Genomic DNA, 23,322 nt, shown 5'->3' with positions numbered 1-23,322 from the left:
CTATGGCCAGGGGCGGTATTTCAGCCCGCCGGTAACTGCGGACGGGATGACAGGAATGCTCGGCCGCCGCGGCTACTTGCGCAAGCCGGGCACCGGAAACGATTAACGGATGGTCCTTTCCGGGCCGGCGGACGTCTATATTGGACGGGTGTCGTCACTGATCAACAAACTTCTGCTCCTTCCGCGCGTCCTCCGGCTTTCCGCCAAGGTGCCGAAGGACCCCCATGTCGCCTGGAACCAGTATTGGGCAGGGGTGGAAGCCACCGGTGCCGGCGGCGACGTGCTTTGGGACGCCGGAGACGAGCGCGAGCTGAACGGCTATCTGGAACGGCTGCGGCATCACCTGGATCCCGGGCTGCCGATTATCGACGTCGGCTGTGGCCACGGAAGCTTCACCAGGTCCCTTGCGCGGTATTTCCCGCAGGCCGTCGGAGTCGACGTGTCCGCCCACGCCGTCGAACGCGCTCAAAATGAATCGTCCGAAGTGTCGAACGTGACATACCGGGTCCTTGACTGTACGGCCGACGGTTCCGGAGCGGCCCTCCGGGCAGAGTTCGGCGAGGCGAACGTTTTTGTCCGCGGCGTCTTTCATGTCCTGGACCGGCGGGCGCGGGCGGCGCTGGCCGCCAACCTGCACCCCGTCGTCGGCGGGCGGGGACGGGTGTTCCTCGCGGAGACGGATTTCCAGGGAAATGGGCTGCAGTACATGGCGCACTTGGGAGCAGTCCCAGGCAACATACCGGCTCCGCTGGAGCGGGCGATTGCGAATCTGCCCCGGCCGGGACACTTCGGCAGACCCGAACGGGAAGCAGCCTTCGACGCCGGTCAATGGGTACTGTGCGAAGACGGTGCGACGTCGATTGAAACCGTTCCCATGTCACCGGCTGGAAAGCCCGAACGCATTCCCGGTTACTTCGCCGTCCTGGGCAACCGTAACGGGGCTCAGACTCCGTAGACCTGCTGTCGGGCCTCGACATAGCGGGCACGCACGTCCAGCGCCCAGTCGCCTGAACCAGCTGACTTGCCGGAACCTCCGGAGCCGCCGGGTTCGAAGGATGAGTCGATCTTCCGCGTCCACTGCGGAAACTCCCCCGTGGCCGCCCAGGCCGCCTGGCGGGCAGCTCCGAGCGCAACGTACTCGCCGGCCACCGGAACCTCCACGGGAACGCGCAGCATCGCCGCGGCGGCTTGCTGCAGTGCCCTTGATTTCGATCCGCCGCCGATCAGCAGCACTTTCCGGACCGGAACCCCGTGGGCAGTCAACAGGTCCAGGGCGTCGGCAAGCGAGTTCAATACGCCCAGCACGCTCGCCCGGGCCAGATTCTCCGGCGTCATGTTCGCCCGCCGCAATCCGGTCAAAGTCCCATGGGCATCCGGCAGGTTGGGTGTGCGCTCGCCGTCAAGGTACGGGAACAGCGTCAACCCGTCGGCGTCGGGGGCTCCCGCCAGTGCCAATTCATCCAGCCGCGGGAGTCCGACGTCGAGCATTCCAGCGGCCGCCGTCAACACCCGCGCCGAATTAATCATCGCCAGCAGGGGCAGGTGCTGCCCGGTCGCGTCGGCGAATCCCGCCACCGCGCCGCTGGAGTCGCTGACGGGTTCCGAGGCGGAGGCGAACACCGTGCCTGAGGTTCCGACGGAAATGACCACCTCGCCGGGGACAATTCCCAGTCCCAGGGCGGCTCCCGCGTTATCCCCGGTGCCGGCTCCGACGATTCCGGCACCGGCGGACCACTGAGGCAGCAGGTTCCCACCGGCGTCGGACGATCCAATCACCGGCGGGAGCTCGGGCACGCTGCCGAAATACCGCTCCAGCAGTTCCGGCCGGTACTCATTGGCGACGGCGGAGAAGTAGGCGGTGCCGGAGGCGTCACTCCGGTCGGTGAAAAAACGGCCGGTCAACTGGTGGTTCAGCCAATCGTGCGGCAGCACCACGCGCTCGACTTTCGCCGCCAGTTCGGGCCGGTTCCGCGCCAGCCAAGCGAGTTTGGTGAGCGTGAAGGACGCGACGGGGATGACGTTCACCGAGTCGATCCAGGTTGCGTTGCCGAGATCGGCCCGCATTTCGGCCGCTTCCGTGGCGCTGCGGGTGTCGTTCCACAGCAGCGCGTCGTGCACAGGTTCATTGTTGGCGTCCAGGGCAACCATGCCGTGCTGCTGGGCGGAAACGCTGGCTCCGACCAGGTTTCCGGCTCCCGCGCCGCCTGCCTGTTTCCAAGCCTGAGTGAGCGCGTCGGTCCAGAGCCGCGGATCGATGGAAGTGCCGTCGGGGTGTGGTGCCGTACCTGAACTTTGGATTTCCCCCGTGTCCATATCGACGGTGAGGACTTTGCAGGACTGGGTGGAGGAATCGATTCCGGCGACGGTGTCGGTGTTCATAGGTGTGCTTCCTTCGTGAGAGCGGCGGAAAGTGCGGCTACCAGCGACTCATCGGCGATCAGCGTGGTGATGATGTTTGCCTTGCAGGCGGCGATAACGGCCGCGGCGCGTTCGGCGCCGGGAGCGACGGCGATGACCTCCGGTGTGGCGCGCAGCTGTTCCACCGTGACGGCAATGATCCGTTCGTCCATCGCAGTAAGAACCGCTTGGCCGTCCGCGTCAATCAGTCTGCCGGAACATTCTGCGACTGCACCGGCGGCGGTTCCCGCCCTCCGGTCGGTGTTGCCCACGCGTTCCCAGACAGTGGAATAGTTTGGTTTCCAGGCACCGATAGCGATGACGGCAAGGTCCAGAGTGTCCGCCTTCTCCAAGGCATGCGCAATCTCCGGTTGCCGGCGCAATCCGGCCGCCGTGGCGGCGTCGTCGACCACCAGTGGGGCAAACAGGGGCCAGGTATTTCCGCCGGAGAGGCCGCCGAGCCGGTGAATCACTTCGAACGAATGCCCGCTGCCGGACAGGGGGAGGGCGCCCGCGAGTTGGACGATCTCGCACTTGGGGAGTTTGGTGACGAACCGGGCGGTGGTGGCGAGTGTCCGGGACCAGGAGATGCCGACTGTCATGCCGGCCCGGGCCCGGACGGACAATTCCGCGGCTGCAGCCTGTGCCATCACTTCCCGGTTCCGTGCGGAGTCCGCCGAGCCGGCTGTCGTGATGAGCCGGGTGAGGCCGAGTTCCTTCTTGATCAATTCGGTATCGAGCGGTGCTGCCGCTCCCGGTGTGCTGACTTCGATCTTGACGATGCCGACCTCGCGGGCTTCCTCCAACAACCGTGCGACGTGGAACCGGGAGATTCCGTAGGTGTTGGCAATTTCCACCTTGGACTTGCCGTCCAGAAAATGCTCCCGCCCAATTTTGGCCAGAAACTGCTCATGGGTCTGTTCCGGCACTTTTTTATCCACTCCTGACAACGGGTGAGCGTTTGCTCTTGCTCAAACGAGCTTATATGACTAGAGTCACATAACAAATGAGCATGCATGAAATTCTCAACTGAGCAAATGACAAGGACAGCAATGTTCCGACACAAGAATGAAGTTGCCCCGGAAGCCCCGAGGCGGCGCGGACGGCGCCGCACCTTCTTTGCCGGTCTGATCGCGGCATCGCTCGTGCTGACCGGTTGCGCCGGAGCAGGCGCGATTGGTGCTGGTGAGGGCAAAACCCAGATCGTGGTGGCGATCGTCTCGAACCCGCAGATGCAGGACGCCATCGCCTTGCAGGACAAGTTCCGGGCAGAGCATCCCAATATCGACGTCCAATTCGTTTCGCTGCCGGAAAATGAAGCCCGGGCGAAGATCACCGCCTCTGTTGCGACCGGTGGCGGGGAGTTCGACGTCGTCATGATTTCCAACTACGAAACCCCGATGTGGGCCGAAAACGGTTGGATCACCAACCTGCAGGAGTACGCGGAAACGACCGAGGGCTACGACCCGGACGACATTTTGCCGAACATCCGGAAATCGCTCAGTTACGAGGACGACCTCTACTCTGTTCCGTTCTATGGGGAATCCTCGTTCGTGGCCTACCGGGAGGATTTGTTCAAGAAGGCCGGCGTGACGATGCCGGCCGATCCGACCTGGGACGATATCCAGGGCCTGGCGAAGAAGCTGCACGATCCGGAAAACGGCGTGGCCGGCATCTGCCTACGCGGGCTGGCAGGCTGGGGTGAGAACCTGGCGCCGTTGAATACGGTCATTAGTACTTACGGTGGCCGTTGGTTCGATATGGATTGGAACGCCAGGCTCGATTCACCTCAGGTGGAAGCTGCCGTCACGGATTACGTGAACCTTGTCCAGAACTACGGTCAGCCGGGCGCAGCCACCAGCGGATTCGGTGACTGCCTGACCCGGTACAGTCAGGGCAATGCCGCCATGTGGTATGACGCGACGTCGATGGTTTCCAGCGTCGAGGACCCCGCATCTTCGCTCGTTTCGGACAAGACAGCCTACGCCGCCTCACCGGTGAACAAGACCGAGGCGGCCGGTTGGCTCTACAGCTGGTCGCTGGCGATCCCCAAGACCAGCGAAAACAAGGACGCAGCCTGGGAATTCATGTCCTGGATGACCAGCAAGGACTACATCAAGCTGGTTGGTAATGAATTCGGCTGGGCACGCGTGCCACCCGGAAGCCGCCAGTCCACGTACGAGATCCCCGGATATGAAAAGGTCTCCGAGGCCTATGCCGAGCCGACGCTCTCGGCCATCGCCGGTGCCTCGCAGGAGACTTCGATGACGAAACCGGTGCCTTACACCGGGCTGCAGTTCGTGGGGATACCGGAATTCCAGGATCTGGGAACCCGGGTGGCACAGCAAATCTCCGCTGCGATTGCGGGACAGAAAACCGTCGAAGAGGCCCTGGAACAATCCCAGCGGTATGCCGAAACGGTGGCGGAAACCTACCAGGCAGGAGAAAACTGATGGCCACCCTCGTCGAGCGGCACAACGTCAAACAGCAGCAGCTCCGGACGCACCGTGAGCAAAGCAAGGCAGAGGGCTGGCGCCGTCGGGCTCCGTTGCTGCCGGCGGTGATATTCGTCGTCGTCGTCACCCAGATCCCGTTCCTGGTCACCCTCTGGTACTCGCTGCGCTCCTGGAACCTGCTGCGGCCGGATGGCAACATTTTCGTCGGACTCGGAAACTATGCTGATATCTTTACCGACTCAACGTTCCGCGGGGCGGCTCTGAACAGCGTCATCATCACCGTTGGCTGCGTGCTGGCCGCCATGGTGCTGGGTATCGTTTTCGCCCTGCTGCTGGACCGGAAATTCCGCGGCCAGGGCTTCATCCGCACCTTGATGATCACGCCGTTCTTGATCATGCCGGTCGCCGGAGCGATGCTGTGGGCGGTCTCCATGCTCGATCCCAGCTATGGGTTGGTGAACTGGTTCATCGGGCTCTTTGGCATCCCTGCTGTGGCGTGGACGTCGACCTTCCCGATGTTCTCGATCCTGATCGCCTTGGTCTGGCAATGGACACCGTTCATGATGCTGCTGGTGCTGGCCGGCCTCCAGGCACAGCCTAAGGACGTACTCGAGGCAGCCCAGATGGACGGGGCAAGCTGGTGGCAGACGTTCGCTTCCGTGACGTTGCCCCAGCTGCGCCGCTACATCGAGCTCGGCCTGCTGCTTGGTGCGATCTACGTGGTCAACACGTTCGACCACATCTACCTGATGACCGCCGGCGGGCCAGGCACGGCCAGCGCCAACCTTCCTTTTTACATCTACCAGCGGGCGTTCCTCGGCTTTGACATCGGCCAGGCGGCAGCCATGGGCGTCGTCGTAGTGATCGGAACCATCATCATCGCCGTCTTCGCGCTGCGGCTCCTCTTCCGCAGCTTCGACATAAAGGACTAAGCAATGACCACCAAACTCGAAACCCCCGCCGCCGGCGATCCGTCCCGCAGCGGCGCCCTTGCGCCGCCTACGGCGACCCAGCCAGCGCGGCCGCACTCCCCGGCGTCGAAACGGCGGATGTCCTCCTCTTTGCTGACTGCGCTGACCTGGATCGTCGGTCTGCTGTTTTTCGCACCGGTGCTCTGGATGGTGATGACGGCGTTCAAGCAGGAATCGGCCGCAGCCTCCAACCCGCCGTCATTCTTCTTCGAACCAACGCTGGACCAGTTCCGGGCGGTGCTCGATTCCGGTGCCGGCGTCTACTTCGCCAACTCGATGATTGCCACTGGCGTCTCCACCGTGCTGGTGATCGCGCTGGGCGTTCCCGCCGCCTATGCCCTGAGCATCCGCCCGGTCAAGAAGACCAAGGACGTACTGTTCTTCTTTATCTCCACCAAAATGCTCCCGGTGGTGGCCGTGATCATGCCGATTTACGTGATCGCCGGGCAGATCGGCGCGCTGGACAACATCTGGACGCTAGTGGTGCTCTACACCGCCATGAACCTGCCCATCGCCGTATGGATGATGCGCTCGTTCTTCCAGGAAGTTCCGGCCGAGGTCCTGGAAGCGGCGGAGATGGACGGCGCCGGCCTGCTGAAGACGCTGCGGATAGTGCTGATGCCTATGGTGGCTCCCGGTCTGGCCGCGACCGCGCTGATCTGCGTGATCTTCGCCTGGAATGAGTTCTTCTTTGCCTTGAACCTCACGGCCGCCACTGCCCCGACCGTGCCGGTGTTCCTTGTCTCGACCATGACCAGTGAGGGGCTGTTCCTGGCCAAGTTGTCCGCCGCGTCGGTGCTGGCCTCGCTGCCGGTGGTCATCGCCGGTTGGATCGCGCAGAAGCAGCTGGTCCGTGGTCTGTCCATGGGCGCGGTGAAATAGAACGCTAGAAGAGCCCGGCCAGCCATCTGAATCCGGCATCTGTCACACCGTAGATGGCGTAGAGCGACACGGGAACCAACAACGCCCACTCCCGGCGCGAGCCGGTACCGCCGAGCAGTGGAATAGCCAGGCAGCCGCCGGGTTTCCAGATCTCGCGCAGACCTGGAACCCGGGCGAAGGGGCGGGGCCGCTTGAGCCGCAGAGGCCACAGCAGCATGATCCCTCCCGTGGTGATCAGGTCGCCGGCCAGATGGGCCAGTACTCCAAGCCCGACGGCGATGGGCAGCCAGTCGTGTTGCTGCGGCGCGTTTACGGCAATGAAACAGCTCAGGCCGAGTGCCAGCAGCCAGCTTTGCACCGGGCCGCCCGCGAGCTTCAGTGACTTCAGCGCGAATCCCATCAGCAGCACGGACAGGATGCCGGCGCCGACGGCGATATCTCCGAATTCGGGAACGTCGGTCGTGGCGAGCCCCAGCCAGATTGCCGTCAGGATGAACACGGCCGCGCCCAGCAGCGAATGAGTGCCGCGCCGGTGACCGCCGCTGATCGTTTCGATCCAACCGGCCAGGACCCTGGTTAACGGGGGTAGCGAATTGGCGATGGTGCCGCTGCGGTGGTCCAGGTCAGGGAGCAGAGCTGCACCCGCCGTCACCAGAGCGCCGGTAAGCACCCCGAGCGGACTGACCGGATACCAGCCCAGCGCAAACGGAGCCGTCGATGCCACTGCCACCCAGGCGGCGGCGCCGCAGGCGGCATGGTGTCCACCCATCATGGTGGCTCCTCCTGTCACTAGTCGTTTTGCCTGATCAATTTTTGGACCTTCCGCCATCGCCTCCATGCGTGCACACTGGAAGCAGGCAAACATCTACCAGGAGGCATCACGATGTGCCGGAACATCCATACGCTGCACAACTATGAGCCGGCTGCGACGAGCGCCGAGGTCGAGGCGGCTGCACTGCAGTACGTCCGCAAGATCAGCGGCAGCACCAAACCGTCCAAGGCCAATGAAGAAGCGTTCAACACGGCCGTGCACGAAATCAGCCATGCCACGCACCACCTTCTTGATGCTTTGGTGACGACGGCGCCGCCCAAGGACCGGGAGGTCGAGGCGGCGAAGGCCAAGGCACGTTCTGCTGAGCGGTTCGGCGCAGCAGTCTGAGACCTGCCCGGCCCGCTTACTTCAGGTGGTCGACCAGTTCTGCCGCGATGCCCGTGTAGCTGCCGGGGGTCAGCCGCATCAGCCGGTTCTGCGCCTCGCTGGAAAGCCCCAGGCCGGAGACGAACTCCTGCATCCGTTCCTGATTGACGCGCTGCCCGCGGGTTAGTTCCTTGAGCCGCTCGTACGGCTCGTCCATGCCTTCGACGCCGGCAATCGCTTCGGCGCGCATGACCATCTGGATCGCCTCGCCGAGCACCTCCCAGTTCATGTCCAGATCGTGCGCGAGCACGTCGCTGGCAACATCGAGGGCGGCCAATCCACGCTGGACGTTGGAGATGGCCAGCAGGGAATGCCCGAAGGCGACGCCGATATTCCGTTGTGAAGAGGAGTCGGTCAGGTCGCGCTGCCAGCGACTGGTAATCAGCGTCTCCCCGAGGGTGTCCAGCAACGAGCAGGAGATCTCCAGGTTCGCTTCGGCATTCTCAAAGCGGATCGGGTTCACCTTGTGCGGCATGGTTGAGGAGCCGGTTGCCCCTGCCACCGGCACCTGCGCGAAGTAGCCAATGGAAATGTAGCTCCACACGTCGGTGCAGAAATTGTGCAGGATACGGTTGAACCGTGCGACGTCGGCGTAGAGCTCGGCCTGCCAGTCGTGGGATTCGATCTGCGTGGTCAGCGGGTTCCAGGTCAGCCCCAGCCCCTCCACGAAGGTCCGGGACACCTGCTGCCAGTCCGCCTCCGGAACCGAAGCGTAGTGCGCACCGTAAGTTCCGGTCGCGCCGTTGATCTTTCCAAGGTATTCGGTGCCGCGGATCCGTGTGAGTTGCCGTCCCAGGCGGTGGGCGACGACGGCGAGTTCCTTGCCCAACGTCGTGGGCGTGGCGGGCTGGCCATGCGTGCGCGAAAGCATCGGGATCTCCCGCGTAGCTTCCGCAAGTTCTACGACGTCGTCGAGCAGCTTTTGCGCTGCCGGGAGCCACACTTCCTCCACAGCGCTCTTGATGCCAAGCGCGTAGGAGAGGTTATTGATGTCCTCACTGGTGCAGCCGAAATGGACGAGTTCGCTCAGCTGGTCCAAGCCAACGATTGACAGCCGGCGCTTGATGAAATATTCGATCGCCTTGACGTCGTGGACCGTCACGCGCTCAATTTCGCCGAGTTCGGCAATGGATTCGGCGTCGAAGTGAGTCACCAGATCCCGCAGCTTTTGCTGCTGTTCAGCGCTTAACGGCGACGTACCGGGAAGCACCGAATTGTCGGTCAGGTGGATAAACCACTCGACCTCCACAGCCAGCCGGTCACGGTTGAGCGCGGCCTCGGAAAGGTGGTTTACGAGCGTTTCGACCGCGCCCTTGTAGCGGCCATCGAGTGGCCCCAGGGCGATCGAAGGGGTGATGGTGCTCAGGTCGACACGGTTGCGTACAGGTGTTTCAGGCATGGCCCTCATTCTTCCACGATCATCCAGGCGTCGTCGTTCATTACTTGTCCTCCACAAGCACCCATGCCCGTGCCAGGTTGTCCACATCCCGGATGCAGGTGATGGCGGACGCGTTGTGGGCTCTCTAGCGTGGATTGCGACGACGGCAAGAGGGCGGAAGGACGGACCGGATGTATACAACAGGGGCGGGACCATTAGTCTGCGGCCCGGGTTACTCGTACTACCTGATCGAAGAGCGGTTGCGGGGCTGTGCCACAAGGGTTGATGAGCTGACCGGACGTATCCAATCGATTCAGGGCATTGATTGGGAGTCGCCTGCCGGGCAGGCCTTTCGCCAGTGCCTGTACGAACATCGCCGGACTATGACTGAATTGCATGAGCAGATTTCCTATGCGGCGGCATCGCTGCGCCGGTTGGCGGACAGTGTTGCTGCAGTGGCCGCCGCTGAGGCGAGCGGTGTGGGCGGATGACATGGCGTATCGAGGACGCCATTCCGGAGCGTTCCTGGTTCTTCAGCCCACTACCTGACGGCTACACAGTCACTGGCGGCGTTGGAGGCATCTCGTTCTCCTGGACTGAATTACTGCGCGGCGCGAAGGAGCTCGAGGTGTTGGCGGACGAGCTTCGCAGGGTGGAATCTGAACTGAACGAGTGCGCCTGGCAATTAACCACGTTCCCGGCCGAGCCGCAACTTCGTGCTGAGGCAAGCGCGGCCCAGATCCAGGTGGCCAACGCGGCAGGAGAGGCGTCTGCCCATGTGACCAGGTTTCAGAATTTGGCAGACCACCTCCGTGCGTCGTACAAAAACTATGCCGATGCTGAAGTGCCGCTCGCGATCAAGTTACGGAACTGGGAGCTACACACCAGGGCTGGCTATGACGCCATGGGCAACAGAACCATGCTGCCGTTTGTCACTGAAGGCGACGCTTGGTCCCATCTCGGTGATGAAGCGGCCTCGGCACTAATGATCACAGGCATGATCTTCGGCGGCGGCTTTATCGCTCGTCCGATCTCCACCACACTCATTCCGGACAAAGACGGCAATCGTGAAGTGACAAACTACGACTCTTCCCTCTCCGGCTTGGTGGAACGTACCGGAATGAACTGGGTTGACGGCGACGGCAACGAGAACGTCATCGAAGTAGCGGTCATCGAAACCGAAGGTGAGCCTGACCGGTACGCCGTCACCATCCCGGGCACTAAGGAGTGGAGTCCCTGGGAAACGGATAACCCACTCGACCTGACCGGCAATCTGGCAGCCATGACTGGATCACCCCACATGGCACGTGCTCTTAGGGAAGCTTTAGAAGAGACGGGAGCACCATCCGGAGCACCGGTGATGCTGATCGGTTACAGCGGTGGTGGACTGCACGCGCGGGCTACAGCTGCCGATCCTGCCTTCCTTGCGAAATTCGACACGAAGTACGTGGTCACCGCAGGTTCGCCGGCCGGGGATATACCGTTGCCGGGGGGAACTCAGGGACTCAATCTCCAACAGAAGGACGACATTGTCACGAAGGCGGACTTTCGACCTCCGCCGGACACGAAGAACAATGTAACGGTGGAATTCCAAACGCATCCAAGGAACGACCCCGACACCGGATATCTGATGGACCGGCATTCCCTGGCAAACTACTCCGCAAAGGCCGAACTGCTCGAAGTGAGCGACCATCCATCAGTTTCGACCACCGTGGCAGGAATAGCCGCCTTCGCGCCAAGGGGTGCCAAAGTCTCGTCTTACAAGTTCAGTCTCGAACGCCAACCGCTATCGCCTCCCAAACCACAACCCCCGGCCAGCCGGAACTACACGGTGCCACGCAACAGATAGTGAACCGCTCAGAATGATCGAGTGCAGCTACTTTCGTTTACCGGGAGTGATGGCCCCAACGATCAGCGAAACGATGCTGATGATGATCGCACCGAGAATGGCGGACCAGAAAAAGGAGTCAACCCCGAACTCAATCGGCGTGAAGGAACTCAACCATGAGGTGAGCATCAGCATCCCCGCATTGATGACGATGGTGAACAACCCGAGAGTGAGGATGGTGAGCGGCAACGACAACAGGCTGACAATGGGTTTGACCAGTGAGTTGACCAAGCCAAAGATGAGGCCGATAAATAAGTAGCCAAGAATAAGGGCGACCGTATCGTTCCCTTGTGCAAGGCCCTCGGCCTCGGAAGCTGAAATGGAAATGCCGGACAGGATCCAACTAGCCACCCACAGCGCCAGAGCATTGATCAGTACCCGGACAAGGAACATACCCATAGCACTATGCTGACACGCCGATCTGGGAAACAGCAGTGAATTCGCAGCTTCGCATGGGCACCCCGCCGCCGGATTGGTCTTTTTTGCGATTCCTTGCTCCGGCACCTGCTCCCTTAAGCTGAGGGTATGACTTCACTACAGAACCGCACCACCGCTGCTGAGGTTCAGCCCCGGGGGGTGCTAGGTAAGCTTCCCCGCTATGCGGCAGGTAAGCCACCGGTCGCCGTCGAGGGGCTTGAGAGCTTCAAGCTGTCCTCCAATGAAAACCCGCTGCCGCCGATTCCGGCGGTATTGGAAGCCATTGCGGATACGACGGCGGTCAACCGTTACCCCGATCCGGTCGCCAATGCCCTGCGCGCCGAACTGGCCGAGTTCCTTGATGTACCGATGGAGGACATCGTCACCGGAACCGGCAGTCTGGGCGCGTTGAACCAGATCCTGGCCACTTTCGCCGGGCAGAACGACGACGGCGTGCCCGACGAGGTTGTTTATCCCTGGCGCTCCTTCGAGGCCTACCCCATCTCGGTCGGCCTGTCGGGAGCGAACAGCGTCCAGATTCCCGTCAAGGACGACGGAACGCATGATCTGGAGGCGATGGCTGCCGCGGTCAACGAACGGACGAAGATCGTTCTGCTCTGCACCCCGAATAACCCAACCGGCCCGAGCCTGACCAAGACGGACGTTGAGTGGTTCATCGGTCAGGTTCCTTCCGACGTCATCGTCATCATTGACGAGGCCTACCAGGAATTCGTCCGTGACCCCGAGGTGGTCAACGGTATCGAGATGTATCAGAAGTATCCCAACGTGATTTCCCTGCGGACCTTCTCCAAGGCGCACGGCCTGGCAAACCTGCGGGTCGGTTATTCCGTCTCCAATCCGGAGCTGACCCAGTATCTTCGCGTCAGCGCGGTGCCCTTCGGCGTTTCTTCAGTTGCCGAGCACGCCGCAATCGCTTCGCTGCGGAACTTCGACCAGGTACTTGAACGTGTCCAGAGCCTGGTTGATGAGCGGGACCGCGTAACCAGTGGCTTGAAGGAACTGGACTGGTACGTTCCCGAGGCACAAGGCAATTTCGTTTGGTTGAACCTGGGTGAAAACACCCAGGAATTTGCGGCCCTTGCCGGAGAACAGGCTCTGTCCGTGCGGGCCTTTGGCAACGAGGGCATCCGGGTAAGTATCGGTGAGCCGGAAGCCAACACCCGTTTCCTGGAGTTGTGCGCGGTCTATCCCAAGCGCCCGCCGTTCCCGCAGAACGCCTGAACACCGGCCCGCCCGCTCGGTGCTTACCGCGCGTCGATGGCTTCCTGCAGGACCGGCGCCAAACGGCGCACCCCTTCGGCAATGTCATCGCCACCGACGGCGCTGAAAGCAAGCCGGAGATTGTTGCTCGGCTCATCGGACGGTGTGAAGGCTGCGCCGGGAATGAACACCACTCCGGCGTCAATCGCCTTTTGAAGCAGCGGATACGTGTTGACACCATCGGGCAGCGTCACCCAGACAAAGAACCCGCCTGCGGGACGCGTCCAGCTGACACCCTCGGGCATGTATTTCTCCAAGGCTTCGAGCATTGCCTCACAGCGTTCCCGGTACAGGGCGCGGTAGGTGTCAATCTGGGCGCGCCAGTCGTAGTCCCGGAAGTAGGCGGAGAGCAGCATCTGGTTCAAGGTCGGCGGGCACAGGATGACCGCTTCGGCCGCCAGGTAGAACTTACGTTGCAGGTGGGCCGGCACCAGGGCCCAGCCGATCCGCAAACCCGGACCAAAGATTTTCGAGAATGACCCGGTGTAGATGACGTCGTCCGGGTTGTCCGCGCGCAAAGGCCGGAATACTTCGTCGTCAAACCTCAGAAGGCCGTATGGATTGTCCTCGAGGATGAGAATTTTGTGGGCTTTGCAAATATCGACAATGCGCTGCCTGCGCCCCGCGGCCAACGTGATGCCGGAGGGGTTGTTGAAGCTCGGGATGGTGTAGAGCATCTTGATGTTTCCGCCGTCGGCCCTGACTTCGGCGATCCGGCGCTCCAGTTCTTCCGGGATCAGCCCATCCTCGTCCATGGGCACTGTTTGCGCGTCCACCTGATAGGCCTCGAAGGTATTGAGCGCACCCACGTAGGTCGGATCTTCCACCAATATGACGTCGCCCGGATTGCAGAAGATCTTCGCCGCGACATCCTGGGCAGACTGTGAACCGGCGGTGATGACGACATTCTCGGGGACAGCATCGGTGATGCCCTCGGCCGCCATCACTTCGCAGATCTGGCGGCGAAGCTCCTCGGTTCCCTGGCCGCCGCCATACTGCAGCGCTTGGAGTCCGTGCTCGGAGATGATTTTCGACGCCGTTTCCCCCAACCGGTCCAGTGGCAGCGACTTGAGGTAGGGGTTTCCTCCTGCCAGCGACACCAAACCTGGCCGCATGGAGACATCGAAGACGTCGCGCACTGCCGACTGTTTGATATTCGCCGCCCTGGCGGACAGCAGATGCTCGTGGTGGTGCGAGGCGGACGCACGCTCGAGGGCCACTTCGGTTTCAGCCGGCAACGTCTCTGGGCTAACTGTTTCGTGGGAAGTCATCAGACAAGGATAACGCCCACCGGAGCGAGGGTGATCAGCGGCTTGAGAGTACCTCGCGCAGCGGTTTTCCATTGACGGTGATAACCGAAGAATCTGCCCCGACGGCCGTCTCCGCGGCTTGGCTTAGCTGCGCTTGGATCCTCGGCGCATCACAGACCCCTGACTGTCTAATCGTCCCCTTGAGGTTGACAGTTACGGTGCTGCCGGCGAAGTTGCCGTTTGTAAACCCCAGGTCGGATTTGTATAGAGCGTTGTATAGCCCTGAGCCGCCGTGGTGCATATTGTCGTCAGCAAGCAGGCGGTCCATTGTTGCTTTGAGTTGATTCTTGAAGATCACGGGTTCTGTGAAGGCGGCTACCAGACTGTCACCGCAACCGACCTCTTCCCCCGTCTGCCCGCCGTCGTCGAGGGCTATGTAATACACCGTGAGCGGAACGGCCGTTTGAGGCTCTGGCGTCGGGGAGATAGATGGAGCCCTCGTGACAGTTGGTGACTGTGACGTCTTTTGAGGATCGGAGGGACTGATGGAATTCGAATCATTATCCGGGGCGCCGGCACATGCCGACAGGATCATTGCCGCTGCAGTGACGGCAGGGAGTAACCGAAAAGGGCGCCGGACCGAGTTATCCGTCCGGCGCCCTCTGTCGGGAAGCTTAGCCCGCGTGATACCCATCCGGGGTCCACAGTGGCGGGACCGCATGGGCGGCATACTCAACACAGCGTGTGCAGAAATAGCTGGCTTCGCCCAATTTGGTCAGTTCGCCGTCGTCGTTAATTTCCGGCGGAATGAATTCCTCAATGTAGATGTAGGAACTCGTCTTGCAACGGGCGCAGGCCGGAGCTGTTACCAACTCGTAGTTTTTGTGCTGGCTCCACGGGTGGATTGCAGCGTCGGCGTGCGGGTCGTGCAAAGTGCTCCCGAGCGGCGCTTGCGAATGTACGGGTGCATTGCGGGTAATCGTCATGATCCAGCCTCTTTTCGGTAACCATGGACCCCGGGTATCAGCGGTCCGTGGCATCCAATTACAGACATCCAGCGGCCACTGCTTGACCTTGCCATAACCGTATAACGCTTTGATCACGAACTCAATCGTTCGAGGCTGTGAATACGCTGACAGTGGCGTGGCCGCTTCTGTTTATCGTCTTGTGGTGCTAGGAGGTGAAGGACCTTGAAAACCACTCCCGGCCGTCAGTAATGTCGTAAGCAGGCTTTGTAATGTCTCTGCCGTCGTCAGGGCGGTGTGAATTACCGAGGATCGATGGGAGAACAAGATGGCTGAAGACCAGTACACGTTCCAGGACCCAACAAAACGGTTCCCAAGCATCAGTCCGCCGGAGGAACAGGACCAGCCGGAACCCGGCCTGGATGAATGGCTGAACCCCCACACGGACCGGGGCCAGGACTCCTACCGTGGAACCGGTCGGCTCGAGGGGCGCCGGGCGCTGATCACCGGTGCGGATTCCGGAATTGGTGCCGCTGTTGCCATTTCCTTCGCCAGGGAGAGTGCCGACGTCGCTCTCTCCTACTTGCCCGTGGAGGAAGAGGACGCCCGGGACATCGTGAAAATAATTGAAGAAAGTGGCCGGAAGGCCGTTGCCCTGCCCGGCGATATCAGCGACGCGTCAAAGGCAAAAGAGATGGTCGCGAAGGCTGTGGAAGGTCTCGGCGGACTGGACATTCTGGTTAATAATGCCGGTAAGCAGATCAGCTGCGAGAGGCTCGAGGATCTCTCGGACGAGCAGTTCGACGAGACGATGAAGACGAACGTCTACGCCATGTTCTGGATTACAAAGTCCGCCTTGCCTCATATGGAAGCCGGATCCAGCATCATCAATACAACCTCTATCCAGGCGTACAAGCCGTCCCCGGACAAAATCGACTACGCCACCACGAAGGCGGCGATTAATAACTTCAGCAAGGGCCTGGCGCAGCAGCTGGCGCCGCGCGGAATCAGAGTCAATACTGTGGCGCCGGGACCGTTCTGGACACCATTGCAGGTTTCGGACGGTCAGCCAAAGGAGAAACTTCCGCAGTTCGGCAAATCAACGCCACTGGGGCGTGCGGGCCAGCCGACGGAGCTCGGCCCGGCATATGTCTTCCTGGCCTCGCCGGAGTCCAGCTACGTGGTTGGCGAAACGCTGAACGTGAACGGCGGCCAGCCGACTCCTTAGCGCAGTCTGGAAAGCTGGCTGGGTCTTTGGACTAGATCCAGCCAACCTCGCGCGCCTTGATTGCAGCCTGGAACCTGCTGGTGGCACCCAGTTCTTCGAGCATCCACGCAATATGCCGCCTGCATGTACGAACATTGATATCGAGCCGCCGGGCGATCGCCTCGTCACCATGGCCAGCGGCGAGACCCTTCAATATGGATTGTTGAACGTTGTTCAGTTTTGTAGGTGACTGGTCCTCCTCCTCTACTGGAAATGGCTGGGCAAACTCCCAGGCAACATGAAACAACCTGTCGAAGGTTCGGATCAGATTCAAATCGCGAATAACAAGGGCCGCGTTGTCGTCAGCATCGAGCTGACGTTGAACGATGACCAGCTTTTGGTCAAACACCATCATTCGAAGTGGCACCAGAGGAAGCGTCCGGTATTCGCCACCAACCGGCGCCAACGCTGCAACGGCCCTGCGGGTCGGCATATGATCACGGGTACTGTCATGGCTGATGTTCTTCCGAACAACGCCTTTGGCCAGAAGTTCCAGATCCTTCTTCACGCTTTCCTCGTGAACGTCCGCCGTCGATCCTTGGCCAGGTTGAGCAATCAAGACCTGCTCTGTCACATCTCGGCCATAGTCGATGAGCAGGCGGCGTACGACCTTTCGATCCTCGATCACTTCGACGGAGTTCTCAAGGGTGAGTTTCTTGCGCGCCTCGTGATAAAACGGGACCAAACTGGAAAATTCCCGGCGTCGTGCCGTGATGGCGCTTCGCAGATCCTGAAGAGTCCGCTCGTCTTCATCCACCAACTCGGACAGTGCGACATCTGGAGACATAGCGACGTACCGCTCATGCCCTTCCGCGGGACGTTGGAGTAACCGGCGTTCCATGAGCTCTTCAACAGCGCTGTCTATTTCGCGCATCGTATATCCCAATGCGGTGGATGCATCGGTCTTGGTCCAACCCGGCTGCGTGATAGCAAATTGATAGAGCTCAAATGGAACGGTCCCCAGCATCAGCACGCTCTCCTTACTTGAGGTCTCTGGACTTGTATTCTCTGACACCTTATCGAGCGGCCCACTACCGCCCTGGAGGTGAAAGATTGTTTTCAGCAACTATACCGCCGGTAAAAACCTGACTTGGCATTAACCTGACGTCTGCCGATGGTCAACTGCGCAACCGGTCATTATTCCCAATAATGGCCGGTATTCCGCGGATTTTGGCGGGTTCTTGAGGTTGGCTTGGCCATGTCCGGTCAGGTGTAAGTCCGCTTGCGGCAATGTCCTGATGTTGGTGTCCGGATGGGTGGACACCCCGATAGACACAAGCAATCCTTGAATTGTCGGACACTACAGTCCGGACTAGCGAAAATCAGGTTCCACCTGTAGGGGAGATCTCATGTCAAAGAGCGTTGCGCGGTTTACCGCCGTATTGTTCATTGCTGCTGGGGCAGCGTCAATATCAGGACCGGCAGTTGCTGCAAGTACGGCGTTAGTCGATGAAGCTGCAGTCGTTGAAGTTCAAGCCAAGACTACCTACCAGCCGGCCATTTGGGACTGGAAGAACTAGTCGCAAGGTTTGAACAATCAACTTTAGAACCTGGCGGCCAGCGTGGGCCGCCAAATAACCGAGGAGGCAAGCCGCTATGACCCAGGTAGCCACACTGCGAGAGGGTACGGGAACTCTTGGTTCTCCACTTTGGTGGACTGTATCCGTCTACACAGGGGACCTGGCCGTGGCGGACGCCGTCGTAGGTAATTTGGTTGCCCCGCTGGCAGCACAGGCACGGGTCCTTGGTGCCGACCGTTGGTTCTTCAACCGGAGTGTGGACCAAATGGGTCCTCACATCAAGGTTCGATTCCTTGGAAGCCGCACAACGCTTGAACGGTTGCAGCGGTTCCATGGTGCACTTCAGGACCGTCTGGACAGCCGAATAGCCGATCTGGATATCGAACAGCAATATGTCGCCGGCATCAGCCGGCACCATCACAGAGGCACTCCAAACGGCGAAATTCCTGCCCGTTATGAGGCGGAGCTGGCCAAGTATGGAGGGGTCGAAGCACTACAACTGGCTCAAGAGGTTTTTGAGCTTTCCTCAGATCTAGCAGTTTGGGCCAACCAGCGGTTCAGTAAGTCACAGAACCGTTCAGCTTTGGCGGCCCTGCTGCTTTCAGACTCGGCGCGGGCTATGTTGCGAGGTCCGCGCTCGGGACAGTGGCCGGATCGACGTCGCCTCTCTTGGGATTACTACTGGGATAGTCACCTCAAATGGCGCACCGCAGACTTGGGGCAGAACGGGCCCCGGGCACGTACCGCCATGGTGGAGCAAGTCTCCACCAAGGTTCAACCGATGCATTGTCTGATGGCAGCAACGGCATCGGATTCTGCGGTGCAGACTTGGCGGCGGCGTTGGTCCGGCTCTATCGATAACTACTTGTACCGGGCGGATAAAGCCCGAGCCAGCCGAAGTGCGCAGCACCTTACGCTCCACCAGGCGCAAATGATGTTGAATCGGCTCGGCTTCACTCCCCGTGAGGAAGCCGCCCTTGGTCTCTATGCACGGACATGGACAAAAGAGACAGAATCCCAACTAGTGGAAGTGCGTCGATGATGACAACTGAAGCAGACGTCAACTGGACCGCAGACGCCCAAGACCTAAGCGCAGTACTTGGATGCTCGGTCGACGTTGTCGAACGGATGAGAAACCTCGGATTCTTATCCCCCCATGGAGATTTATCCAATCTGGCACCGTCAAGGGACTATGTCCGGGACGCAGCTTGGGCCGCGCAGGTTTGGGGCTGATGGATTGATCTGACCTCAAAGCCGGCGATCGCCTTGCTTCCCCCCAGCAGGGCGATCGCCAAAAAAGCCGGTGATCGCTCCGCCCTCCCCCCAGTGGAGCGATCACCAATAGACGGTGATCGCCTTGCTTCCCCCCAGTAGGGTGATCACCTACCACATCGCTCTCCCCGCCGTTCCACTGGAACAGCGGGGAGAGCGTTTTTAAGCACCAGGACATCCCGCGTAATTGGCGGGAGCCCCTCGAAATCCGTCGCAGTCCGCCACGTAGGATGGTTCCAACTGGGGAAGCCATTTATTTGCGGAAAAGTCGACAACGATTCGGGACAACCATTGAAGGACTGCATGATTGTGGGCGGAGGCAGCGGCGGACTGGCCGCGGCCATGGTGCTTGCCAGAGCCCGCCGAAGCATTATGGTCATCGACGCCGGCCGCCAGAACAATCTCCGGACTAGCCACAGCGGTGGAGTCTTCCTGCACGATGGTGCCAATCCGGAAGAGCTCTACCCGAAGGCCAGGAAGCAGCTGGAGCAGTACCCATCGGCCCTGATCCAGGAGGGCAAAGTCGTCGGCATCGCCCGCAGCAGAGCTGGATTCACGGTCACTTTGGCTGACGGTTCCAGTGTGGAAACACGCAAGGCCGTCCTTGCTCAGGGGATGGAATTCGAAAAGTCGGCGGTCCCGGGAATTGACGACTTATGGGGAACGAAGGTCATACACTGCCCTTTCTGCGACGGATATGAGGCCCGGAATGAAAGCGTCCTTGCGGTCGGAACTCCGGACTGGTTGGCGCACATGCAAATTATCCTGCCGAACTGGATCGACGATTTGGGTTGGGCGGAAAGTGCGACGATCAGGGCTGTGCGGGATAAGGGTGGACAGTTGTCGGTTGAGTTCGAGGACGGCACAACCGAACACTGGGACAAGGTCATGACGGAAGTTATCTTCGGGCCCCGTGATGCCTTGGCTGCTTCCCTCGGATGCAAGACCTCCGCCGCTGGTCACCTTGAGGTGGATGATTTCGGTCAGACGAGCGTACCCGGGGTGTTTGCTGCAGGAGACCAGACTGTGCCGCCGCAGCAGGTGAATCTTTCCGTCGGATCCGGTCACCTGGCCGGAATGGGTGTGGTGTTTTCGTTGTCACACGAGGACCGCGGCGGCAAAGGCGCTTAACAACACACGTCCCGCCTACCGGAGGACGCCTCGGCTCACGTATGGTTTTTTCATGGACTCAGTACGAAATCAACGCGCCGCATCCCTTCCCGCCAAACTGTCACGCTCCTGGCTGCTCGAGTCAGCAGGGGAGGGCGCCAATTTCCCGGCTGCGTTGGCCTCGGAAGCGGACTCGGTGATTTTCGACATCGAGGATGCTGTACCGGCCGACGAGAAGAAAGCCGCTCGTGACCGGGTCGTAAAAGCCCTTAGCGAAGGTTTGACCGCGTGGGTGCGGATCAACGCCATCGATACCGACTTCTGGGCGGATGACCTTTCAGCGCTGACCCAGGTCCCCGGATTGCGCGGAGTGATGCTGGCAAAAACGGAAAAGCCGGAACACGTCTCCCAAACTGCACTGCGGCTTCGGGCCGGAACACCGGTACTTGCATTAATCGAATCGGCCATTGGAATTGAAAATGCGACGGCGATTGCCAAGGCCCCCGGTACGTTCCGTCTGGCCTTCGGGGTGGGCGATTTCCGCCGGGACACGGGCGCCAGTGATGATCCGATGGCGCTGGCCTATGCCCGGGCAAAGCTTGTTGTCGCGAGCCGTGTCGGCGAGCTGCCCGGGCCCATTGACGGCCCAACGCTCGGAACCGACGAAGAGGGACTGCGGAAGGCCTGCGCGGTCACGGCCTCAATGGGAATGACTGGCAAGCTGTGCCTGAAGACGGAGCAGACGGAAACGATCAACTACGGACTGAGTCCAAGCCACAGCGAGGTGCAGTGGGCCCATGAGTTGCTGGAGAAGCACAGCTCGGGAGAGATTGAAGGCGACGGCAGCTATCTGCCCCGGCTGGCGCGGGCGCAGAAGATCAACGATCTCGCAGATTCCTACGGGTTGTGGAACAGCTAGGGAACCGGCGATTAGACTGGCTGGATCATGATGACGCTAATCCGTAAATACCGTGTGCCCATTGCCTGGCTGGCGATTGTCGCGATGACGCTTTCCGTTGCCTACGGGCTCTTCACCGGTTTGCTGGCAGGGTAGATCCCCACTAGGACCGGAAGGCGTGCAGCTCGTTATGGGTGAATTTTCCGCCGACCATGGTGGCGAGGACTGCGATCCCCGAGATCCGGTCGGTGGGAACATCCGTTGGATCCTCTGCCAGTACGGCAAAATCGGCCAGTTTTCCGGGTGTGATGCTGCCGCGGGAGTCAGCCAGTCCGGTGGCCTCGGCGGCGACAGTGGTGTATGCGGCGAGGGCTTCCGCAGCCGTGATGAATTCACCTGGATCGCCAAAGGTCTGTCCGGAATCGGTCTGCCGGTCCACGAAGGCCTGCATGCCCCGGAGCGGCTGCCCGTCGGCAACCGGCCGGTCTGACGAGCCAGCCATCCGGATGCCGGCGTCGATAAACGACCGCGCGCGATAGGCCCAATTGGACCTTTCTTCCCCGAGTTCCCGGGTGATCTGATCTCCCATCGAGAAGAAGAATGATGCCTGGGGCGTGACGGCGATCCCTGCATCCGCCAAGGGTTTCATCTGGTCGGGCCTGGTCAGCGAGCAGTGTTCAATCCGGTTTGGTACTACCGGGGCACCATAACGCTCCCTGCATTCGGTGAGTACATCGATGGCCAGTCCGACGGCGCGATCACCGATGGCGTGGGCGGCGATGGCCCAGCCGGAACGGTAGGCGTCAAGGATCTGTTCCCACATGGCCAGCGGGTCGGCTTGAAAGTAGCCCCGCCCGGCGCCCGGATGGCTGCAGTAGTCCTCACTCATTGCCGCAGTCTCACCGATCAGCGAACCATCGAGGAAGACTTTGACCGGGCCAAGTGAAAGATAGTCGTTGCCGAAGCCGGATGCGATCCCCAAGTCGAGCCCATTTCCGAAGACGTCCGATTCGGCGGCGTTGATCGAGTGCAGTACGTCGATGGTTGGCATCAGCTGTGCCCGCGCATGCAACTGCCCTGTCCGCTGGGCGAAGAAGTAGGCGCTGAATTCGGCAGGGCTGTGTCCGATCCAGCCGCCTCCAATTCCGGCCTCCGTGAAGCTGGTGATCCCCTCGCGGGCATACTGGGCGGTTGCACGTTCGAGTGCGGCGACAATCGCGTCCCGGGGATATGGCCGGATAAGGTCCTGAATCAGATTCTGCGCCGTCTCCTGCACCAGCCCGGTCGGGTTGCCGTCGTCGTCGCGGACGATGACACCGCCGTCGGGATCCGGGAAGCCTGCAATATCCGCACCGGCCAGCCTCAGCGCAGCGGAGTTGACCACCGCCATGTGGCCCGAAGTATGTCGAATAAACAGTGGTCGTCCAGCCGTGACGGCGTCCAGTTTTGCGATGTCGGGGAACTCGCCGAAGTGGTCTTTTTGGTTGAAACCAGTCGCCATGATCCACCCGTCGGCGCTGCCGTCGTCCCTCTCCATAGCCGCGGCCTCTGCGAGCAACGAATAAATGGCCTCCACGCCTCTGACCTTGGAAACGTCGACCTCTGCCAGCCCCAGGCCGAACCACGTGGTGTGGCAATGCGCATCGATGAACCCCGGTGTTACACAAGCGCCGCGCAAGTCCACTTCCTCCCGCGCGGTGAGGCTGGCGACGTCGTCATCCATGCCCAGGATCCGCCCGCCCAGCACTCCGATACTCGTTGCCCTGGGCCGCCACGGATCCATGGTCAACACGTTTGCGTTGTGCAGCAAAAGATCCAGTTGAAAGCCACTATTTTGGCTGGATTGTTCAGTAGCGGCAGCGGGCATGAGGAGACCTTTCCGTTGGCATAATGTACATCGTCGCAGGAGCCCGGCAGTAGCGGAAATGTGCCCGCCGTCCGGGTGCATCCAAGCAGATAATCGAGTGACGGCGCATATACCTCTCTGTCGTTTTCGTCAATGGTTTGAGCTGATCTTGAGGGAATCTTGTGCGGACTCTTGACATTGGCGCGGATCCGGTGGTGGGTATACCCCATATAGGGCGGTGGGGTACCCCCACAAGTAGGGCTGTGAATCACATCACAATGTGGGAAGTATTGGGGGTGTAGTTCGAAACGGGGAGGGGGAGCCAT

23 protein-coding genes are annotated in these 23,322 nt (G+C 60.8%); 13 read left to right on the top strand and 10 right to left on the bottom strand.

Annotated elements, in window-relative coordinates; genetic code table 11:
- Positions 1–109: 109 nt before the first annotated feature.
- A complete protein-coding gene (locus Y707_RS0114100; RefSeq protein ID WP_253905182.1) occupies positions 110–955 on the top strand; it encodes a class I SAM-dependent methyltransferase in 846 nt (281 codons plus the stop codon).
- Here the strand turns inward: Y707_RS0114100 and xylB are convergent.
- Together xylB and Y707_RS26200 are read right to left on the bottom strand one after the other, a co-directional pair.
- Positions 943–2,379, bottom strand: a complete 1,437-nt coding sequence (gene xylB / locus Y707_RS0114095) for a xylulokinase (protein ID WP_026535558.1) — start codon at positions 2,377–2,379, stop codon at positions 943–945. The two genes, Y707_RS0114100 and xylB, sit on opposite strands and share 13 nt — an antisense overlap.
- Entirely contained in the window at positions 2,376–3,326 is a 951-nt protein-coding gene (locus tag Y707_RS26200; protein WP_035781805.1) for a sugar-binding transcriptional regulator, read from the bottom strand. Before Y707_RS26200 ends, xylB begins: the two co-directional genes overlap by 4 nt.
- Positions 3,327–3,413: 87 nt before the next feature.
- Here Y707_RS26200 and Y707_RS0114085 point away from each other — a divergent pair, with 87 nt between their 5' ends.
- From Y707_RS0114085 to Y707_RS0114075, 3 genes are read left to right on the top strand one after another with little or no spacing between them, the layout of a single operon-like run.
- Positions 3,414–4,850, top strand: a complete 1,437-nt coding sequence (locus Y707_RS0114085; protein WP_253905181.1) for an ABC transporter substrate-binding protein — start codon at positions 3,414–3,416, stop codon at positions 4,848–4,850.
- The gene (locus tag Y707_RS26195; RefSeq protein ID WP_035781804.1) at positions 4,850–5,785 is read left to right on the top strand and encodes a carbohydrate ABC transporter permease; all 936 of its coding nucleotides are present in this window, start codon (positions 4,850–4,852) and stop codon (positions 5,783–5,785) included. The genes Y707_RS0114085 and Y707_RS26195 overlap by 1 nt, the downstream gene beginning before the upstream one ends.
- A gap of 3 nt (positions 5,786–5,788) precedes the next feature.
- Positions 5,789–6,706 carry a carbohydrate ABC transporter permease gene (locus tag Y707_RS0114075; RefSeq protein WP_026535556.1) on the top strand — a complete coding sequence of 306 codons (918 nt, stop codon included), beginning with the start codon at positions 5,789–5,791 and terminating at the stop codon, positions 6,704–6,706.
- A 4-nt stretch (positions 6,707–6,710) separates the two neighbouring features.
- Here the strand turns inward: Y707_RS0114075 and Y707_RS26190 are convergent, their stop codons facing one another.
- On the bottom strand, positions 6,711–7,478 hold the full coding sequence (locus Y707_RS26190; RefSeq protein ID WP_051442028.1) for a metal-dependent hydrolase: 768 nt from the start codon (positions 7,476–7,478) through the stop codon (positions 6,711–6,713).
- Positions 7,479–7,589: 111 nt separating this feature from the next.
- Between Y707_RS26190 and Y707_RS0114065 the strand changes: the two genes are divergently transcribed.
- Positions 7,590–7,865, top strand: a complete 276-nt coding sequence (locus tag Y707_RS0114065; protein ID WP_026535555.1) for a DUF2277 domain-containing protein — start codon at positions 7,590–7,592, stop codon at positions 7,863–7,865.
- Between the two features lie 16 nt (positions 7,866–7,881).
- Here Y707_RS0114065 and purB read toward each other — a convergent pair whose 3' ends face one another.
- Positions 7,882–9,303 carry an adenylosuccinate lyase gene (gene purB, locus Y707_RS0114060; RefSeq protein WP_026535554.1) on the bottom strand — a complete coding sequence of 474 codons (1,422 nt, stop codon included), beginning with the start codon at positions 9,301–9,303 and terminating at the stop codon, positions 7,882–7,884.
- A 170-nt stretch (positions 9,304–9,473) separates the two neighbouring features.
- Here purB and Y707_RS0114055 point away from each other — a divergent pair, with 170 nt between their 5' ends.
- Together Y707_RS0114055 and Y707_RS0114050 are read left to right on the top strand one after the other, a co-directional pair.
- The gene (locus Y707_RS0114055) at positions 9,474–9,773 is read left to right on the top strand and encodes a WXG100 family type VII secretion target (RefSeq protein WP_026535553.1); all 300 of its coding nucleotides are present in this window, start codon (positions 9,474–9,476) and stop codon (positions 9,771–9,773) included.
- Positions 9,770–11,131, top strand: a complete 1,362-nt coding sequence (locus tag Y707_RS0114050; protein WP_026535552.1) for a lipase family protein — start codon at positions 9,770–9,772, stop codon at positions 11,129–11,131. Before Y707_RS0114055 ends, Y707_RS0114050 begins: the two co-directional genes overlap by 4 nt.
- 27 nt (positions 11,132–11,158) lie before the next feature.
- Here Y707_RS0114050 and Y707_RS0114045 read toward each other — a convergent pair whose 3' ends face one another.
- The gene (locus Y707_RS0114045; protein WP_026535551.1) at positions 11,159–11,569 is read right to left on the bottom strand and encodes a phage holin family protein; all 411 of its coding nucleotides are present in this window, start codon (positions 11,567–11,569) and stop codon (positions 11,159–11,161) included.
- A 126-nt stretch (positions 11,570–11,695) separates the two neighbouring features.
- Here Y707_RS0114045 and Y707_RS0114040 point away from each other — a divergent pair, with 126 nt between their 5' ends.
- On the top strand, positions 11,696–12,829 hold the full coding sequence (locus Y707_RS0114040) for a histidinol-phosphate transaminase (RefSeq protein WP_026535550.1): 1,134 nt from the start codon (positions 11,696–11,698) through the stop codon (positions 12,827–12,829).
- A 23-nt stretch (positions 12,830–12,852) separates the two neighbouring features.
- On the opposite strand, the gene Y707_RS0114035 is transcribed toward Y707_RS0114040, so the two are convergent.
- From Y707_RS0114035 to Y707_RS26185, 3 genes are all read right to left on the bottom strand, one after another.
- Positions 12,853–14,139 carry an aminotransferase-like domain-containing protein gene (locus Y707_RS0114035; RefSeq protein ID WP_035781803.1) on the bottom strand — a complete coding sequence of 429 codons (1,287 nt, stop codon included), beginning with the start codon at positions 14,137–14,139 and terminating at the stop codon, positions 12,853–12,855.
- A 34-nt stretch (positions 14,140–14,173) separates the two neighbouring features.
- Positions 14,174–14,563: a hypothetical protein gene (locus Y707_RS0114030; RefSeq protein ID WP_051442027.1), complete on the bottom strand. Its 390-nt coding sequence runs from the start codon at positions 14,561–14,563 to the stop codon at positions 14,174–14,176.
- A 229-nt stretch (positions 14,564–14,792) separates the two neighbouring features.
- Complete coding sequence (locus Y707_RS26185) at positions 14,793–15,104, bottom strand: hypothetical protein (RefSeq protein WP_051442026.1); 312 nt, start codon at positions 15,102–15,104, stop codon at positions 14,793–14,795.
- Positions 15,105–15,411: 307 nt separating this feature from the next.
- On the opposite strand from Y707_RS26185, the gene Y707_RS0114020 reads away from it, so the two are divergent.
- Complete coding sequence (locus Y707_RS0114020) at positions 15,412–16,311, top strand: SDR family oxidoreductase (RefSeq protein WP_026535547.1); 900 nt, start codon at positions 15,412–15,414, stop codon at positions 16,309–16,311.
- Between the two features lie 31 nt (positions 16,312–16,342).
- On the opposite strand, the gene Y707_RS0114015 is transcribed toward Y707_RS0114020, so the two are convergent.
- A complete protein-coding gene (locus tag Y707_RS0114015; RefSeq protein ID WP_026535546.1) occupies positions 16,343–17,317 on the bottom strand; it encodes a helix-turn-helix transcriptional regulator in 975 nt (324 codons plus the stop codon).
- A 382-nt stretch (positions 17,318–17,699) separates the two neighbouring features.
- Between Y707_RS0114015 and Y707_RS30775 the strand changes: the two genes are divergently transcribed.
- The 4 genes from Y707_RS30775 to Y707_RS0114000 all read left to right on the top strand — a co-directional run bounded on the left by Y707_RS30775 (position 17,700) and on the right by Y707_RS0114000 (position 21,171).
- Positions 17,700–17,870, top strand: coding sequence for a hypothetical protein (locus Y707_RS30775; protein ID WP_155852994.1), 171 nt, complete (start codon positions 17,700–17,702; stop codon positions 17,868–17,870).
- 76 nt (positions 17,871–17,946) lie between these two features.
- On the top strand, positions 17,947–18,912 hold the full coding sequence (locus Y707_RS0114010; protein WP_026535545.1) for a lantibiotic dehydratase C-terminal domain-containing protein: 966 nt from the start codon (positions 17,947–17,949) through the stop codon (positions 18,910–18,912).
- A gap of 533 nt (positions 18,913–19,445) precedes the next feature.
- Positions 19,446–20,273 carry an NAD(P)/FAD-dependent oxidoreductase gene (locus Y707_RS26180; RefSeq protein ID WP_051442025.1) on the top strand — a complete coding sequence of 276 codons (828 nt, stop codon included), beginning with the start codon at positions 19,446–19,448 and terminating at the stop codon, positions 20,271–20,273.
- A gap of 52 nt (positions 20,274–20,325) precedes the next feature.
- On the top strand, positions 20,326–21,171 hold the full coding sequence (locus Y707_RS0114000; RefSeq protein WP_026535544.1) for an HpcH/HpaI aldolase/citrate lyase family protein: 846 nt from the start codon (positions 20,326–20,328) through the stop codon (positions 21,169–21,171).
- Positions 21,172–21,313: 142 nt separating this feature from the next.
- On the opposite strand, the gene Y707_RS0113990 is transcribed toward Y707_RS0114000, so the two are convergent.
- Positions 21,314–22,960, bottom strand: a complete 1,647-nt coding sequence (locus Y707_RS0113990) for an amidohydrolase (RefSeq protein ID WP_333782850.1) — start codon at positions 22,958–22,960, stop codon at positions 21,314–21,316.
- Between the last annotated feature and the right edge of the window lie 362 nt (positions 22,961–23,322).

The sequence above is a fragment of the Arthrobacter sp. H14 genome, assembly GCF_000520495.1.
GTDB lineage: Bacteria > Actinomycetota > Actinomycetes > Actinomycetales > Micrococcaceae > Arthrobacter_C.
The sequence above is the reverse complement of the archived record's forward strand: the minus strand, read 5'-3'. Positions and strand labels throughout refer to the sequence as shown.

Coding starts and splice junctions, on each gene's coding strand:
- Y707_RS0114100 (WP_253905182.1), top strand. CDS start 110: ATGGTCCTTTCCGGGCCGGCGGACGTCTATATTGGACGGGTGTCGTCA.
- xylB (WP_026535558.1), bottom strand. CDS start 2,379: ATGAACACCGACACCGTCGCCGGAATCGATTCCTCCACCCAGTCCTGC.
- Y707_RS0114065 (WP_026535555.1), top strand. CDS start 7,590: ATGTGCCGGAACATCCATACGCTGCACAACTATGAGCCGGCTGCGACG.
- Y707_RS30775 (WP_155852994.1), top strand. CDS start 17,700: ATGTCAAAGAGCGTTGCGCGGTTTACCGCCGTATTGTTCATTGCTGCT.
- Y707_RS0114000 (WP_026535544.1), top strand. CDS start 20,326: ATGGACTCAGTACGAAATCAACGCGCCGCATCCCTTCCCGCCAAACTG.
- Y707_RS0114040 (WP_026535550.1), top strand. CDS start 11,696: ATGACTTCACTACAGAACCGCACCACCGCTGCTGAGGTTCAGCCCCGG.
- Y707_RS26195 (WP_035781804.1), top strand. CDS start 4,850: ATGGCCACCCTCGTCGAGCGGCACAACGTCAAACAGCAGCAGCTCCGG.
- Y707_RS0114055 (WP_026535553.1), top strand. CDS start 9,474: ATGTATACAACAGGGGCGGGACCATTAGTCTGCGGCCCGGGTTACTCG.
- Y707_RS0114010 (WP_026535545.1), top strand. CDS start 17,947: ATGACCCAGGTAGCCACACTGCGAGAGGGTACGGGAACTCTTGGTTCT.
- Y707_RS0114015 (WP_026535546.1), bottom strand. CDS start 17,317: ATGCTGGGGACCGTTCCATTTGAGCTCTATCAATTTGCTATCACGCAG.
- Y707_RS0114050 (WP_026535552.1), top strand. CDS start 9,770: ATGACATGGCGTATCGAGGACGCCATTCCGGAGCGTTCCTGGTTCTTC.
- Y707_RS0114075 (WP_026535556.1), top strand. CDS start 5,789: ATGACCACCAAACTCGAAACCCCCGCCGCCGGCGATCCGTCCCGCAGC.
- Y707_RS0114045 (WP_026535551.1), bottom strand. CDS start 11,569: ATGGGTATGTTCCTTGTCCGGGTACTGATCAATGCTCTGGCGCTGTGG.
- Y707_RS26180 (WP_051442025.1), top strand. CDS start 19,446: ATGATTGTGGGCGGAGGCAGCGGCGGACTGGCCGCGGCCATGGTGCTT.
- purB (WP_026535554.1), bottom strand. CDS start 9,303: ATGCCTGAAACACCTGTACGCAACCGTGTCGACCTGAGCACCATCACC.
- Y707_RS0114020 (WP_026535547.1), top strand. CDS start 15,412: ATGGCTGAAGACCAGTACACGTTCCAGGACCCAACAAAACGGTTCCCA.
- Y707_RS0114085 (WP_253905181.1), top strand. CDS start 3,414: ATGAAATTCTCAACTGAGCAAATGACAAGGACAGCAATGTTCCGACAC.
- Y707_RS26185 (WP_051442026.1), bottom strand. CDS start 15,104: ATGACGATTACCCGCAATGCACCCGTACATTCGCAAGCGCCGCTCGGG.
- Y707_RS0114035 (WP_035781803.1), bottom strand. CDS start 14,139: ATGACTTCCCACGAAACAGTTAGCCCAGAGACGTTGCCGGCTGAAACC.
- Y707_RS26190 (WP_051442028.1), bottom strand. CDS start 7,478: ATGATGGGTGGACACCATGCCGCCTGCGGCGCCGCCGCCTGGGTGGCA.